The following is a 15,400-nucleotide window of genomic DNA, read 5'->3' as shown; positions in this document are numbered from 1 at the left end:
TTGCAAGCAATCCCTTTCTCGTTCGACTTGCATGTGTTAAGCACGCCGCCAGCGTTCATTCTGAGCCAGGATCAAACTCTCCAGTTATAATCCTTTACTAAAACTTTTTAAGGTCTGCACTTTAAGCGCTTAAGCTCAAGCGCATTGTCATTGACCCGCTCTTTTCTTTTTCACTGACCAATTTTCAAAGATCAAAGTTCTTTCAATCTCTCAAAAGAACTCGAAAAGGATATACAAAAACAAATTTTTTGTCAAATGTTTTTTTAATTTTAATATCATAATAACATAAACTTGAGCGGAAGGCACTTTCAAAATTGTATATTTTCAACTATTTGAATTTAAAATAGAGACGACCATGCTGAAAATCAGCATGGTCGTCAAAAATAATACAAAATTAAAGTTTCTCAAGTAAAGGTTTGTACCTGGAAATCAAAATTTAATTGTGTTTAGCGTGGGTTGTAAGCTGTTTCACATATCCTGAACGCAGATTTGATCTTTATTGACTTCGAATATTTTAGGTCCAATTCCCTTTACTTTCATAATATCTTCTATATTTGTAAAAGGTGTACTTTTACGGAATTCGATTATCCTGTCAGCAATGACATCGCCAACATATTTTAATGTTGTCAGTTGTGCTTTGGGTGCGGTATTAATGTTCACCTTCATTGCATCTGCCATTGCCGGCAGCGCACAGAGGGTCACCATCATACAAACCAGAATACAAAAGCTTCTTTTTAATTTTTTTTCCATACTTCCTCCATAATAATAATAAAATAAAAACCTGCAAATTTAGATTGCAGACGCTAAACGCATTTCTGATTGTTATAGAACCAACGGTAATTAAACAGACTTTTTATTTTCACCAGCACTTGGATAGTCAAATGGCTGATATTCAGGAATGCTTTGTTTCAACAACTTTCTGATAGCACTATGATCCCTGGAGGCTGCCGCCTCTTTCAGACGAATCAAGTTATTGTCTAAAGAAATACCGCGAAACGGACAGCTGTTGACCACCATAATTTTTTCATGGGCTGTGGGTACAACATTTTCATGGGCTGTGATTAACTCTTCATAAAGTTTTTCCCCTGCCCTTAACCCGGTATATTTTATCTTTATATCTACATCAGGCTCGAATCCCGAAAATCGAATTAAATCCCTGGCCATTGCATCAATACTTATAGGTTTACCCATTTCCAGAATATAAATTTTGCCTCCCTGCCCCATGGCACCAGCCTGAAGAATGAGCTGGCAAGCTTCAGGGATAAGCATGAAGTAACGAATCATTTCAGGGTGCGTAACCGTTACAGGCCCCCCCTCTTTTATCTGCTTCTTGAACAGAGGCACAACGCTTCCTACACTACCAACAACGTTACCGAATCTAACGGTTATAAACCAGGTGCCTTTATCAGGGTCATTATTTTCACGTTGAATTAAAAGTTCAGCAAACCTTTTACTTGCACCCATGACGTTAGTCGGATTAACCGCCTTATCTGTCGAAACAAAAACAAAACGCTCACATTGAAAGGTCCGGGCTGCCTCGATAAGGTTACAGGTCCCGACAATATTGTTCTCAACAGCTTTCCAAGGATGGACTTCAAGCATAGGGACATGTTTGTAGGCGGCTGCATGAAAAACAATTTCAGGTCTATATTGAGAAAAAACCCTGATCACTTCGCCTATATTCTGAATATCCCCTAAAATAGAAACCAGATCAATATCGGGAAAATTCTTTTTAAGCTCCAAGTCAATTTCAAATAGGGGACTTTCGGCACGTTCAAAAAGGATTAATTTATCAGGTCTGTACCGGCAAATCTGGCGGCATAAACCGAGTCCAATGGAACCACCGGCACCTGTGACCATCACAATTTTGTGCCCAAGATAATTCCCAATACTCTCCTGATCCAACCTCACTGGCCGGCGTCCCAAAAGATCCTTATACTCCACATTACGGATTGCATTTAAGGTGATTTTACCATCAATCAATTCTCCCATGTCAGGCACGGTTTTAAACTCAACCCCTGCCTGACGGCATAGGGCAACAATCTGACGCATTCGCCTGGCACTGGCGTTTGGAATAGCAATAATTACTTCATCAACGTATTTTGACCTTATGGTATGCTCAAGCTTATCAATGCTGTTAAGTACAGAAACTCCATGAATTTTCCTTCCGATCTTATTCTTATCATCATCCAGAAAACCAATAACATGGGATTTCACATTGGGATTTTCTTTAAATTCCCGACAGACTCTTTGACCGCAGTCGCCAGCCCCGATAATAATCATTCCTCGACCGATCTGCCCCAATTTTCTGCTGAAAATTTTCTTCAGTGCAAAACGGATGGCTGCCAAGCTTACATCCCCGGAAAATTCCTCAAAACACAACCGGGTAAAGACCCGAACAATTGTAAGACCAATCACAGTAAAACACCAGTCAATGACAAACACGGATCTGGAAAAATGCTCAAACCGGGTTACAAATAATACGATTACAATAATAAAAATTGTAGATAGAGCAGAAGCTTTGACGATATCGAAGATGTCTTTCAAGCTAGTGTAACGCCACATACCTTGGTAAACATCAAAAAAATAAAAACAAATTATTTTAAACATCAGCACATAGGCGAACGTATCAAAAAATCTCTGGCGGGCCCAGTCTGGAAGACTAAATTCAAAACGAATCAGATGCCCCATATAATAACTGCCCGCCAGTATTAAAATATCAACGACCAGTGTTAGAAAAAAATTCCTGGATAACTTAACTTTCATTGGAAAAAGGGCACCTAAATTTATCAACCCTTCATAAATTTTGATATATTGCTTACTTGGCAGATATAATACCTTTATGGTTTTTTTAAACATAATTATCTGGGGACTAATTGCAACAACCACCAAGACTTGCCACCCCCTTAACAAGGATGATTTTAAATCACTTAAGCAGGTATCCCCACTTGTTAAAATACAGAAAAGCACTTCTCAGAAAGACTAAGAACCACTTTAGTTTATAATATGAGATTCGGTGCCATTTATGGATCAACTTTGATTCAGGACAACTAACAGTTCTTTTTATCCTCTGCACTTTTCGGCATAAATCCACATCTTCAAAATACAAAAAAAAACGTTCATCAAAACCGTTAACCTTTTTTATAACCGAGGTTCTACAAAACATAAAGCAACCGGAAATAAAAGGAATATCCATTGTTTTATCATAAGCGCAGTCCCTCATTTCATAATAACGGGATCGCTTTTCCACGAACCTATCCGTAAACAGAATCCTGAATCTACGTAAAAAAAGATCGAAAATCGTAGGGTATCTTTTATTAAGAAATTGAAGAGAACCATCTTTGTTAAATACGTTCGGACAACAGATACCGACGTCTTCGCTTCGCTCCATGAAATTTTTCAAATGCGTCATAGTATCGGCCATTAAAAGAATATCAGCGTTCATAAAAACAATATACTTCCCCCTAGCCTTATTCAAATTGATATTATGATTGGTACCGTATCCTTTTCTTTCATTATTTATTTTAATTCGAACGAGAGGATATTCCCGCTTTAAAAACTCAACAGTGCCATCCTCCGAGTTATTATCCACAAGCAAAATTTCACTATCAATTTCCTTGAGAGCACTTATTAAGGAAGGCATAAGGTCTTCAAGATCCTTCCTGCTGTTATGGGAAACTATTGAAACGGATAAAGCAATAGACAAACCAACCTTTCTCCCATATTAATCTCTTCGTATTAACGGCAATATGCCTTTTGCTATTCTTGAAAGAATTACCCGATTAGAAACCTTTCTTTCTATTTGAGTTTGTTTTCTTTTAGCCCACATCTGCCCAATATTTTTAAATGCATCATATTTTGCTTTGAGAACAACCTTCCCTTGCCCACGAAAAGAAAGGAGACAGACAGCAACAATATTCATAATAATATGGTATGGTAAAAATATTCCTAATAATGGCCACGGCATATTTTTCATGAACGCCCAAACCATATTACGGTGTCCATAATAGACTGAAAATGAGCTACGTTTCCCCGTTGTTGCAGAGCCTGCATGAAAAACAACGGCGTTTGAAACATAAAGGCATCGATATCCGAATAGTTGTAACCGAAACCCTAGATCCACATCTTCAAAATAACAAAAAAACTGTTCATCAAACCCCCCGGCCTTTATTAACGCATCTGTCTTGTACATAGCAGCTGCTGCGCAAGGCGAAAAACATTCTTCACATTTCTGAGGAACAGAGAGTATCGGACTGCCATGTCCTTTTCTCCATGCATATCCAGTCACGTGATAAACATCACTCATACCATCCAACAACCAAGGTTTTTCAGCATCACGCATCTGGCTCGCAAAAAAATGATATTCGTTATGTTTTTTTGCAGCGGAATATAAATTTTCAAGCCAGTGTGCTTCAGCAACAGCATCAGGATTTAATAGTGCTACCCATTCAATATCATGCAGCATATTTATAGCAATATTGTTTGCACAGGCGAATCCGGTATTGTTTTCCAAACAAACAACCTCTAACCCATTAAGAATACGGTCTACGCCAACCAAAGAGTTATCAGTACTAGCATTATCGACCAAAATAACCCTGTAAGGTTTTAAGGTTTGTTGTGCTATACCGTGTAAGCATTTTTTAAGCCATTTTCCCGAATTCCAATTAACAATAATAATTGCAATTGACGGATTTTTAAACTTATTCTTTTCTTCAATTATTGAAAATAATTTTTTTTCTGCTCGCATATCTAAAAAAGGACTTTTTCTAACACTACAGACGTAATTTCCGTTTTCCAGGGGCTTCACCAAAAAGTATAAAATTCTTTTATGGGAATATGAAGAATGCCCTATTTTTTATACTTTCATCACTTTTGAAATCTACAGCAGAATAATCAACAGCATTCAATTGAACATGGGGATGGACCGGTTTTTTGCAATTCCCATCCCAATTGGCCACCGACTCCGAATAAAGATTTTTATTCAAACACCTCTGCGTCTTGAAAACAGGCTCCGTTTTCATCTTTTAGGGATAAAACAGGGGCTTCAATGTTAGTTACAGGCCATTCAATTCCAATATCCTTATCAGACCAAAGAATGCTTTGTTCAAATTCAGGAGCATAATAATCCGTGCACTTATAAATGAATTGGGCCATATCACTGAGTACATAAAAACCATGGGCAAACCCCGGCGGAATCCACAACATTCTTTTATTTTCTGCCGAGATGGTTTTACCCACCCATTTGCCGAAATAAGGAGAAGATTTACGAATATCCACAGCCACATCAAAGACCTCTCCTTCAATTACCCGGACAAGTTTTCCCTGGGGATGCTTTATCTGATAATGAAGCCCTCTTAAAATGCCTTTTCCGGACATGCTGTGATTATCTTGGACAAACTGGGCATCCTGAACTTTTTTATTAAACTCATCCATTCTAAAGGTTTCCATAAAAAAGCCGCGATGGTCTCCGAATACCTCGGGTTCGATTAATACCACATCTGGTATTTCCAGTTTAATGTACTTCATAATTGCCTTCTTGCTTACAGATATCCATTAAATATTTTCCATAAGGGTAGATGAAGGGTAGTAAATCATGGGTTTGTCATACACCGGCATTAATTAATTGTTTGCTGACTGAATACGTCAGAGGATACAATCGGGTACCAGACCTGCCTGCCAGAATTATTCCCTTACGCAATGAAAACTCCTTGAATTTCTTGCATAGCTCCGCTCTGTCGATTACTTTTTATAAGTACCAACCTAAATAACCGCAATTAATTACTGATTTAAAAAATTATTCCCCAATTGAATCAGCAACTCAATACTTACACAACTGGGTGTCCTAGTTCTGAGCCTGCTGGTACAAATTTTAAATCTGCACTTTTATCTGACCATATTCCTATAATTTAATTTTAAAAAACTTTAAGGGTAGACTTGTAAACGCCTTTAAGTCCGGATGGCGTGATATGGCAAAAATATGCTGTTTTATAAAAAACCGGCAAGAAAACCCCTAAGTCTTTAGCTTCGGGGATGAATTGACGGATTGTGATGTGCTTTTTAGCCTATGCATTTTTGAAAAGCACTCAATTTAGGACAGTAGCATAGGTCTTTTGTCAACATGCCTTCAGTTGAAGGCAGTAGAGTTTTTGTAATAGAGACTCTCAGGCTCTATTCTGGAACTCTACAATAAACCAGTGATCCACTTTGCCAATGTTATCCGTAGGTTTAAAGTTTGCATCACTTCTCCTACCCTCAGAGATGTTTAAACACAAACCGCAGACTTTGGAACGAGTGGAGTATTCCAAGCCGCCTACAATATATTCTACAGTAACGTAGTTCTCAAAGAACTTAGGCTAATCAACTTGGCTTGAAAGTTGCCTCTCAAGCCACTCGGTCTTTAGCCGAGGGGTTGTTGACCCATTGATGCGTTTATGGCGTGAATTTTTATGGCAAATCATCAGGAAGGTCAAGTCTTTTTTAAAATTGAAATGGCTGATATTTTACGTATATGCAAATTAAGATAAAACTGGGCGCTGCAGACGCTTCGCCCTCTTGTATCTTGTCTGCTTAACATCATCAGCCCTGATCTGCAAGACTCACAGGCCACCAGATCATACCTTTTTTCGAAAAATTAATTCTCAATCTTAACCGAGCCAAGGTGATGCCATATTCTCCCTGAGTAATATCCATCACTTCCGCCCCCCTTAACCAGGATTGAGTATACACTTGAACTTCATCTTCACTTACTGAACCCCGGCCCGCTTTCGTATAAGCATCCACATAAACGCCACGTATTTTTTCAACCAATTGCCGGTATCCATCTACAACAGCAGCACGTTCCGCCATGAGTATTGCTTCCCCTTTTGTTAATGCATTTTCAGGCTCAAGTCCCTTTCCGGTTACCCGAAACGTGACAACTCTATGATTAAGCCTACTGCCCACCGAAGAATCCAAAACAGCTCCGGGACGTCCATTGCTACAGCCCCATAAGGATAAAGCAATTAAACATACTGACAAAGCCGATCCTTTTTTCATAAAATGAGGCAAGCCTCCCCTGAGTCTTTAGCTCAGGGGAAGAATTGCCGTCCTCCTTATAATAATTTCTCAAGCCCCTCGGTCTTCAGCCGAGGGGTTGCTGACATAGTGTATTCATGCTAAAAACAAATCATCAATTAGAGCTTTGACACTTTAGAAACATTGATTTTTCAGTTAAAATAAAGCCTACAACGCATGGTTAAAACGGACAACTAAATGCAACCCGGTTTGAACTATTTAAACAATCATTCAAAATTTATACCTTGTTTTATAAAAAAAAACGGCCGGCTCCTTACCACAGGTATATTTTTGGTTCTAATATGTTTGAAACCTTTGACTGCCGGACATCTCAAAGAAATCACCACCTATTACATTCGATTTGACCTGAAGAGTTCAAGCCAGCGGATCACCGACGGAAAACTGACAATGGTGCCGGCACATGAAGAGTTCAGGGCGGCAAATTTTTCTTATTTTCCGATATCCGGCATTATTCCGGCCCTGCCCCAGGAAATGGCCCAGATCATTGAAACCAAAGCAAAACAAAATGCATTTATTCAATTGCTCGAACAAAAAGGACTAAAATCAGTAAAAACCCTGAATTATGATACCATTATCAGCTATGAAGGCTGTGTTCGGATGCCGGTTGCCCTATTTATTTCGCCCTATGACGATAAAAATAAAGGATTTCCTTATACTGCCAGGATTCTTTTCAGTCCGTTAAGCTTTCCGGATCAATGGGAATCATTACGCCGCCGGTTTAAAATTAAAAAACTTTTTGGTAATTTTTTCCTTTTTTTCCAATAGCCTATCCCTTTTAAAAATCCATGAAAAATAAAATCAAATTATATATTTTTGTGACTGTTTTGGCGTTTTTTCTGAGCTTTTGCAAATCTTTACATGTTTGGGCTCAAACATCAGGTATTCTTCTGTGCGACGATCAAGGCAAAACAATTTATGCAAAAAACTCAAATAAACCGTTGATTCCAGCATCAACCTTGAAAATACTGACCAGCCTTGCGGCAATTAGAACCTTAGGTCCGGATTTCCATTTCCAGACATGGGCCTATTACGACAAAACAACATGTGACCTTTACCTGAAAGGATTTGGAGATCCGTTATTCATCTCCGAGGAAATAACCAGATTTGCGCATCAAATCTCAGGCCATCTTTCCAAACAAGTATCTAAGGGGCGTATCGCATCTGCGGTTATTCGAAATATCATTGTAGACCAGACCTATTTTATGCCCCAAATTACGATTCCCGGCGCCGGATCTTCTACCAATCCCTATGACGCCACAAACGGCGCACTGTGCGCCAATTTTAACACAATTTTTCTAAAATGGGACAGTCGGCGCAGGCAATATATTTCTGCTGAAAAGCAAACCCCATTTCCAGATATTCTGGCGCAGCAGATTACGCCCGGATCAAAAAAAACAGGCAGAATTCTTCTATCCTATGATCTTCGACAAAATTACCCGGGCATACTGATGCATTATTTTTTAAAGACGTCAGGGGTGAAAATAACAGGCACTGTCCAGGAAGGCATTTTTGCCGGATCTGATAAAAACTGCATTGTATATACATCCGCCTTCAGTCTGGCAGACATTGTAAAAAAGTTGCTGGAATTTTCAAACAACTTTATTGCCAACCAACTCATGCTGACTATAGGGGCCCGCACTTACGGTCCGCCGGCAACCCTTGAAAAAGGAACTGCAATCCTGAATAAATTTGCAGAAAAAACAATAGGATTAAGAGATGTCGCAATTGTTGAAGGCTCCGGCCTGTCCCGGCGAAACCATATGACACCTGCCCAGATGAGGGATATTCTTATTGCATTTATGCCCTGGTATGAATTTTTAAAAAAGGATGGGAATGAATTTTATAAAACCGGTACGCTGTCGGATGTCAGAAGCCGTGCAGGCTTTATCCGTGGAAAAGACAACCGGCTTTACCCTTTTGTGATCATGCTGAATCAAACCCGCACCGGATATGACGCCATCAGGCGCATGCTCAAAGAAAAGGTCTCTAAAAGCATTAGACCCTAGTCCCTTGAATGCTGTATATATGCATAGGCGCTGTGATTGTGAATGGATTCAAAATTCTCTGCGCTCACGGAAAACCAGGTGATGTTGGCATCTTCGATAAGTACCTTGGCCACATCCCGTACAATGTCTTCGACAAATTTTGGATTATTATACGCTTTTTCCGTGACATATTTTTCATCTGCACGTTTCAGCACGGAATAAATATCACACGATGCCGCCTGTTCAACCAGATCGACAATCTCTTCAATCCAGATAAATTTATGAAATCGCGCCGCAACAAGTACCTCTCCACGCTGATTATGGGCGCCATAGGCTGAAATTTCCTTGGAGCAGGGACATACCGAGGTAACAGGCACCGCCACTTTTAACACGATGTCTGCTTTTTTCCGGCCATTGGAAGAGCCAACAATCGTGCAATTATAATCCATCAACCCTTTGGATTGGGTGCAAGGAGATGTTTTTTCGATAAAATAGGGAAAAGATATTTCAATATGTGCAGACTTCGCCCCAAGCGAGGCCTTCATGTCTTCCAGAATGCTGGTCAAAGAATCAAGAGCCACCGGGGTCTTAACGGTATGCAGCAATTCCACAAAGCGGCTCATATGGGTGCCTTTGCATTGATGAGGTAGATCCACATACATGTTAATTTCAGCAACGGTAGACTGGGAGCCTTTGGCTTTGTCCCGGACGATCACCGGGTATTTAAGCCCCTTAATGCCGACTTTATCAATGGGAATATTCCGAAAATCCGGCTGATTCTGTATATCTTTCATCAATGACATCTTTACGTTAAAAGATAATCCGTGGCAATGTTACCCATTGCCCTGAATATATTCCCTTTTATATGTTTATTCTGCCGGTACATGATTTCGAGCATGTCTGCAACATCCTGCCTTTTCGTGTACCCGGCGCTGGGGCATGTATTAACAAATTCGGGCAGATCAAAAGTTTTTGCAAAACGGTTTATCTCATGTTTTTCGACATAGGACAAAGGCCTGATGATATCAAAGCGTCCACTGAAAAATGACTGATTTGGCTTCATTGTTCCTATTTTACCGGCGTAAAAAATATTAATAAACAATGTCTCAATCAAATCATCTTTATTGTGGCCCAGGGCAAGTTTTTTACAGCCATGCTCCCGGGCAAGTTCAAACAACCGTTTGCGTCGCAATCTGCTGCATAAAAAACAGGGATTTCCCTTATTTTCATCAGTGTGGGCAAGTTGGCCGTAATTTGTTTTTTCCACCACCATTCCCTGGTGAGACGCCTTATATCTTTCATTGATATAAGAATCCAGTTTTTCGACAAAAGAATTATCAAATCCCGGATCTATATAAACAGGAACCAGTTCAAATGCGACAGGTGATTTTTTTTTTAAAGAAACAAGCAGGTGAAAAAGGGCCAGACTGTCTTTTCCGCCGGACACACCCACCAGTATCCGGTCATTATTTTCGATCATCCGCCAATCGTGAATTGCTTTGCCAAGCAGATGCATCAAACGCCTTGTCAGTCCTTTATCCAAACCGGACTATTCGGCGTCAAACTCAGGATCTTTTTTAACAACGATCCGGTTAGCGGCAATTTCACGCAAAACAGTTACAACATCCTCATTTTTATAGGATGGTACAAGGAAATCGGCCCCTTCCCGAACCTGGCGGACCCGTTTAGCTGCCAGATGCACAAGCGTGAAGCGGTTATCTACATTTTTCAAACAATCTTCGATAGTTACACGTGCCACAGCACTTTCCTTTCTAAAATATCACTACAATATCGAGGAGACTCGAATAAAATCGGATTAAGAAACAATCAATCAAAGAATATCAACAACCTCATAAACCCGTTTTCCACCCGGCGCCTGGACAATGGCCTCTTCGCCCAACTCCTTTCCGATCAGGGCCGACCCAAGGGGAGATGAGACGGAAATTTTGCCTTTTTTAATATCAGCCTCATCCTCACCGACAATCATGTATTCCTGTTCTTCTTCGGTATCCAGATTCTCCACAAGAACACGGCTGGCAAACCGGACCACGTCCTTGGTCACAGAATCAGGATCAATTACTTTGGCATTTCCGATCTTATAAGAAAGCTCCCCGATCCTGCCTTCAATAAAAGACTGGCGCTCTTTTGCAGCATGGTATTCAGCATTCTCAGACAGGTCTCCATGGGCCCTGGCCACTTCAATGGCTTTGATTATCTCAGGACGATCCACGGTTTTTAATCTTTCCAGTTCTTTTTTCAAGGTTGCAAAGCCTTGTTTTGTTACAGGTATCTGGTCCAAAATTTAGAAATTACTCCATCGTTTTTTAATTTTTTTAATCAGCACATCCGACCGATAACACTGCTTCCGGCACTTGTTTTATCACCAGGGCGCACAAGGATCTCAAAGCCCATGGGCAGATAAAGATCCAGACGGGATCCAAATTGAATCATACCATATCGGTCGCCTTTGTGGACATGCTCACGAATTTTAACGCAATTGACAATACGCCGTGCAATAAACCCTGCGATCTGCACACACACATAACGACTGTCATTGTCCGTTTTTATTACCAGCGCATTGCGCTCATTATGAACACTGGCTTTATCAAAAGATGCATTTACAAATGTACCTGGATGATATTGAACCTTTTCAACTATCCCACTGAAAGGGATACGGTTGACATGAACATTGAATACATTCATGAAAATGCTGACTTTTTGGCAGGGGTCATCCATATATTCACACTGGGCATTGTACTCCACAACAATCACCTTCCCATCTGCCGGAGAGACCAGAAGATCCGCGCCTTCCGGCACCCTGCGTTCAGGGTCTCTGAAAAACCAGGTAATAAACAACGTTATCAGCAGCGCGAGTATCCCTGTTTTCAGGAATCCGGAATAAAATAATATCCCCGTAACAAGAACGCTTGCAACAACGTATTTGACGCCTGGCATGGCAATGGGAAGTACTGCCTTTGCCGGCCATTTCGAATTATCCATACCCTCTACCTAAATAGTACCATTAAATAACCATAATCTAATATTTATATCAAGCATATCAATATATTGTCAAGCACCTGTTTTCTCTTCAAAATGAATCTGCGCATCAGATTTTCTAAGATAAACCGGATTCAGAGGGTGATTCTCAAAATCAAACACACCGTTATCCGACATCACGGAAACCACGAGTGCACAGGCACTGACCCCATCCATGGATGGGCAGGAAAGAACCGCCCTGTCATGGGTCCGGCTGCAAATCGTATCCCGGTATACCTTTGATCCTGACCCGACGTACAAAGCATTGGAACCGGCCTGATCAATGGCCGATTCCGGCGAACAGACCACTTCCGGACTTTTTTGAATAAGCTTACCATGATGGAACTGATATACGGCAGAATAGACTTCTTTGCGTTTGGCATCCATCATCACACACACAGGCTTTTGTGAATAACAGAATCTGAACGCAATACCGTCAAGACTGGAAACCCCTGCACAGGGTTTTGATACAGCCCTGGCCAGCCCCTTAACCATGCTGATGCCGATACGAAGTCCGGTAAAACTGCCGGGCCCCCTGGCTGCAATAAATCCATCTATCCGGTTAACGCTCATTCCGTCCCTGCTTTCAACAGCCTGCTCAATCATAGGCAAGAGCCCTTTTGAATGGGTCTGCCGACTGAACAGGCTGGATTCAAAAACAAGGATGTTGTCTTCAAACAGAGCCATGCTTGCGCCCTGCTCTGCGGTACTCAGGGCAAAAAAATACATTGCTATTCCGCTTCCAGGGCGATATCCAGAACCTCCTTGACATCCTTCACACAGATGAATGTCAGCTTGGATTTCACGGATTTCGGGATATCATGAAGATCTTTTTTATTTTTCTCCGGAATAATCACTGTCTTAATGCCGGCCCTTAATGCCCCTAACGCCTTTTCTTTAAGGCCGCCTATGGGCAGCACCCGACCCCGCAAAGAAATTTCACCGGTCATGCCGACCTTGTTATTCACCTTTTTGCCGGTGAAGGCCGACACCAGGGCTGTCGCAATGGCAATACCGGCCGAAGGACCATCCTTGGGAATGGCACCGGCCGGAACATGGATATGGATGTCGTTTGAATCAAAGGCCTCCTTATCTATGCCCAGGGCGTCCTGATTGGCCTTGGTGTAGGTCAATGCAGCCCTTGCAGATTCCTGCATAACCTCACCAATCTGTCCGGTGAGCAGTAATTCTCCTTTACCCGGAAATAACGACGTTTCAATATACAGATGTTCGCCGCCCACTTCGGTCCAGGCAAGCCCCGTGGCCAGGCCGACCTGGCTGTCTTCCTGATCCATCTCATTAATATATTGCGGCGGACCAAGGTACTTGGTTAAATTCTGACAGGTAACGGCAAACCGGCCCTTTTGGCCTTCCGCTATTTGGCGGGCAATTTTTCTGCACACCGAATCCAGTTTTCGTTCAAGCCCCCGAAGACCTGCCTCCAGGGTGTATTCTGAAACAATGGACTCTATGGCATTGGGACTGAAATGGATGGCACGACGGATCAATCCGTTATCCTTGAGCTTTCTTGGCAACAGATGTTTTTTGGCAATAACCACTTTTTCCTGACGGGTATATCCCGTCAGATGGATCAACTCCATCCGGTCAAGCAAGGCCGAAGGAATGGTGTCGGCCATATTTGCTGTTAGAACAAATAACACATCAGACAAATCAAAGGGCATATTCAGGTAATGGTCTGAAAATTCAACATTTTGTTCAGGATCCAATGCCTCTAAAAGTGCTGATGACGGATCTCCTCTGAAATCATTTCCCAGTTTGTCAATTTCATCCAGCATAAAAACCGGATTTTTAGTGCCGCATTGACGAAGCCCCTGTAAAATCCTTCCAGGCATGGCGCCAATATATGTTCTGCGGTGCCCTCTAATCTCGGCCTCATCACGAATTCCCCCCAAAGAAACCCGGTGAAACTTGCGTTTCATGGCCTTGGCAATCGCCCGGCCAAGAGAGGTTTTGCCGACCCCCGGGGGACCGACAAAGCAGATGATCTGCCCCTTTTTCTTTGGATTGAGCTTACGTACACTTAGGTATTCAAGAATGCGTTCCTTGGCCTTGTCCAATCCATAATGGTTCTGTTCTAAAACATCCTGGGCTTTTTTTATGTCTAAAACGTCCTTCGTGGTTTTGCTCCAGGGCAATTCAACAATACAATCCAGATAGGTTCTGACCAAAGATGCTTCGGAAGAATCAAAATGCATCTGCTCCAGACGGGTCAACTGTTTCAGCGCCTCTTTTTCACACGCTTCCGGCAGCTTGCACTTTTTTATTTTTTGTTTTAACTCAACAATCTCAGCGATCTTATCGTCGCTTTCCCCCAGCTCTCTGTGGATGGCCTTGACCTGTTCGCGAAGATAATAATCCCTCTGATTTTTTGAAATTTCATCTTTAACATGAGTCTGAATTTTAGCCTGAACCGTTGACAAATCCAGTTCCCGGGCTAGAAGATCATTGACCCGGGTTAAACGGGCAACGGTATCGGTTGTTTCCAGAATGGCCTGGGCATCCTCCACCTTAAGGTTGAGGTTGGAGGCCACCAGATCCGCAAGTTTGCCAGGGGAATCAATATGGGATAAAAGATCGCCCACATCACCTGAAAATTCACCCTTAAGTGCTAAAAGTTTTTCACTGTTCTCTTTTACGTTACGCATCAGGGCTTCAATTTCGATATCAAGAGAATCCGGTTCGACATCGAAAATTGCCTCCACCCTGACCTTAAAAAAAGAACGTTTTTGAACAACTTCTATAAGTTTTGCCTTGGAAATACCCTGGACTAGCGCTTTGATCCTGCCGTCAGGCATTTTAATCATCTTCTGTACCCGGGCAATGGTCCCGATATCATAGATATCCGATGGCCCCGGCTTTTCCATTTCTGAATCTTTTTGTACCGATAAAAAAACATACCGGTCAAATTCCACACACTCTTCAATGGCCTTAATGGACTTTTCCCGTCCGACAAACAAAGGAAGCAGCATATCTGTAAAGACCACCACATCCCTGACCGGCATCATGGGAATCACCTCTGGGATTTCTTCGACATTACCTTCTTTTTCGATTATTTCAATCAGATCATCTATATCTGCTTCTGCCATTTATGCTCCTTGATTATATAACGTCCATGGGCCGCGCCTGCATTCTTCTGCCGGTATCCCCCCACGGCATATGGTGAAAGAGTATCAGACCCTTTCATAAAAAAACAGGACCAGACCGGAATCCACTGGACCGTCGGTGGTTTTTCGGGTTGGCCCTCACATACGGGCTTAGTTTACCTGCTCTTTAATTTTTACTTA

The 15,400-nt window shown here is 41.7% G+C and carries 15 protein-coding genes, 1 rRNA gene and 1 pseudogene; 2 read left to right on the top strand and 15 right to left on the bottom strand.

Going from position 1 to position 15,400, the window contains the following annotated elements; genetic code table 11:
* From HXW94_RS13770 to HXW94_RS13735, 8 genes and pseudogenes are all read right to left on the bottom strand, one after another.
* Positions 1–87: ribosomal RNA gene (locus HXW94_RS13770) — 16S ribosomal RNA — on the bottom strand; the annotation flags it as partial.
* Positions 88–468: 381 nt separating this feature from the next.
* Positions 469–750 carry a ComEA family DNA-binding protein gene (locus tag HXW94_RS13765; RefSeq protein WP_178367482.1) on the bottom strand — a complete coding sequence of 94 codons (282 nt, stop codon included), beginning with the start codon at positions 748–750 and terminating at the stop codon, positions 469–471.
* 90 nt (positions 751–840) lie between these two features.
* Positions 841–2,889 (bottom strand): polysaccharide biosynthesis protein, encoded by a 2,049-nt coding sequence (locus tag HXW94_RS13760; protein WP_343054627.1) that lies wholly within the window; start codon positions 2,887–2,889, stop codon positions 841–843.
* Positions 2,890–2,926: 37 nt separating this feature from the next.
* The gene (locus HXW94_RS13755) at positions 2,927–3,706 is read right to left on the bottom strand and encodes a glycosyltransferase family 2 protein (protein WP_178367481.1); all 780 of its coding nucleotides are present in this window, start codon (positions 3,704–3,706) and stop codon (positions 2,927–2,929) included.
* Between the two features lie 18 nt (positions 3,707–3,724).
* Positions 3,725–4,807 (bottom strand): glycosyltransferase, encoded by a 1,083-nt coding sequence (locus tag HXW94_RS13750; RefSeq protein WP_218576722.1) that lies wholly within the window; start codon positions 4,805–4,807, stop codon positions 3,725–3,727.
* A 170-nt stretch (positions 4,808–4,977) separates the two neighbouring features.
* Complete coding sequence (gene rfbC / locus HXW94_RS13745; RefSeq protein ID WP_178367479.1) at positions 4,978–5,526, bottom strand: dTDP-4-dehydrorhamnose 3,5-epimerase; 549 nt, start codon at positions 5,524–5,526, stop codon at positions 4,978–4,980.
* A gap of 39 nt (positions 5,527–5,565) precedes the next feature.
* Positions 5,566–5,698 (bottom strand): annotated as a pseudogene (locus HXW94_RS20140) (sugar phosphate nucleotidyltransferase); the annotation flags it as partial.
* 878 nt (positions 5,699–6,576) lie between these two features.
* Positions 6,577–7,035: an LPP20 family lipoprotein gene (locus HXW94_RS13735; protein ID WP_178367478.1), complete on the bottom strand. Its 459-nt coding sequence runs from the start codon at positions 7,033–7,035 to the stop codon at positions 6,577–6,579.
* Positions 7,036–7,359: 324 nt separating this feature from the next.
* On the opposite strand from HXW94_RS13735, the gene HXW94_RS13730 reads away from it, so the two are divergent.
* Positions 7,360–7,839, top strand: a complete 480-nt coding sequence (locus tag HXW94_RS13730; RefSeq protein ID WP_246294022.1) for a hypothetical protein — start codon at positions 7,360–7,362, stop codon at positions 7,837–7,839.
* Between the two features lie 20 nt (positions 7,840–7,859).
* Positions 7,860–9,080 carry a D-alanyl-D-alanine carboxypeptidase gene (locus tag HXW94_RS13725; RefSeq protein ID WP_178367476.1) on the top strand — a complete coding sequence of 407 codons (1,221 nt, stop codon included), beginning with the start codon at positions 7,860–7,862 and terminating at the stop codon, positions 9,078–9,080.
* On the opposite strand, the gene folE2 is transcribed toward HXW94_RS13725, so the two are convergent.
* The 7 genes from folE2 to lon form a co-directional block, all read right to left on the bottom strand.
* Positions 9,077–9,853 carry a GTP cyclohydrolase FolE2 gene (gene folE2, locus HXW94_RS13720; protein WP_178367475.1) on the bottom strand — a complete coding sequence of 259 codons (777 nt, stop codon included), beginning with the start codon at positions 9,851–9,853 and terminating at the stop codon, positions 9,077–9,079. The genes HXW94_RS13725 and folE2 overlap by 4 nt on opposite strands.
* Positions 9,854–9,864: 11 nt before the next feature.
* Positions 9,865–10,575 carry a PP-loop family protein gene (locus tag HXW94_RS13715; protein ID WP_281357841.1) on the bottom strand — a complete coding sequence of 237 codons (711 nt, stop codon included), beginning with the start codon at positions 10,573–10,575 and terminating at the stop codon, positions 9,865–9,867.
* A 33-nt stretch (positions 10,576–10,608) separates the two neighbouring features.
* Positions 10,609–10,818 (bottom strand): DNA-directed RNA polymerase subunit omega, encoded by a 210-nt coding sequence (gene rpoZ / locus HXW94_RS13710; RefSeq protein WP_178367473.1) that lies wholly within the window; start codon positions 10,816–10,818, stop codon positions 10,609–10,611.
* A 72-nt stretch (positions 10,819–10,890) separates the two neighbouring features.
* Complete coding sequence (gene greA, locus HXW94_RS13705) at positions 10,891–11,358, bottom strand: transcription elongation factor GreA (RefSeq protein ID WP_178367472.1); 468 nt, start codon at positions 11,356–11,358, stop codon at positions 10,891–10,893.
* Positions 11,359–11,396: 38 nt separating this feature from the next.
* Positions 11,397–12,059: a phosphatidylserine decarboxylase family protein gene (locus HXW94_RS13700; protein ID WP_178367471.1), complete on the bottom strand. Its 663-nt coding sequence runs from the start codon at positions 12,057–12,059 to the stop codon at positions 11,397–11,399.
* Positions 12,060–12,128: 69 nt separating this feature from the next.
* On the bottom strand, positions 12,129–12,824 hold the full coding sequence (tsaB, locus tag HXW94_RS13695) for a tRNA (adenosine(37)-N6)-threonylcarbamoyltransferase complex dimerization subunit type 1 TsaB (protein WP_178367470.1): 696 nt from the start codon (positions 12,822–12,824) through the stop codon (positions 12,129–12,131).
* A 2-nt stretch (positions 12,825–12,826) separates the two neighbouring features.
* A complete protein-coding gene (gene lon, locus HXW94_RS13690) occupies positions 12,827–15,202 on the bottom strand; it encodes an endopeptidase La (RefSeq protein ID WP_178367469.1) in 2,376 nt (791 codons plus the stop codon).
* Between the last annotated feature and the right edge of the window lie 198 nt (positions 15,203–15,400).

Origin of the sequence: Desulfobacter latus (assembly GCF_013389365.1) — a bacterium.
Taxonomy (GTDB): Bacteria; Desulfobacterota; Desulfobacteria; order Desulfobacterales; family Desulfobacteraceae; genus Desulfobacter; species Desulfobacter latus.
The sequence above is the reverse complement of the archived record's forward strand: the minus strand, read 5'-3'. Positions and strand labels throughout refer to the sequence as shown.

Bases quoted from the DNA above. Each gene is read 5' to 3' on its own strand.
- HXW94_RS13735 (WP_178367478.1), bottom strand. From the start codon at position 7,035: ATGAAAAAAGGATCGGCTTTGTCAGTATGTTTAATTGCTTTATCCTTA.
- HXW94_RS13700 (WP_178367471.1), bottom strand. From the start codon at position 12,059: ATGGATAATTCGAAATGGCCGGCAAAGGCAGTACTTCCCATTGCCATG.
- folE2 (WP_178367475.1), bottom strand. From the start codon at position 9,853: ATGAAAGATATACAGAATCAGCCGGATTTTCGGAATATTCCCATTGAT.
- tsaB (WP_178367470.1), bottom strand. From the start codon at position 12,824: ATGTATTTTTTTGCCCTGAGTACCGCAGAGCAGGGCGCAAGCATGGCT.
- rfbC (WP_178367479.1), bottom strand. From the start codon at position 5,526: ATGAAGTACATTAAACTGGAAATACCAGATGTGGTATTAATCGAACCC.
- HXW94_RS13715 (WP_281357841.1), bottom strand. From the start codon at position 10,575: ATGCATCTGCTTGGCAAAGCAATTCACGATTGGCGGATGATCGAAAAT.
- HXW94_RS13765 (WP_178367482.1), bottom strand. From the start codon at position 750: ATGGAAAAAAAATTAAAAAGAAGCTTTTGTATTCTGGTTTGTATGATG.
- lon (WP_178367469.1), bottom strand. From the start codon at position 15,202: ATGGCAGAAGCAGATATAGATGATCTGATTGAAATAATCGAAAAAGAA.
- HXW94_RS13725 (WP_178367476.1), top strand. From the start codon at position 7,860: ATGAAAAATAAAATCAAATTATATATTTTTGTGACTGTTTTGGCGTTT.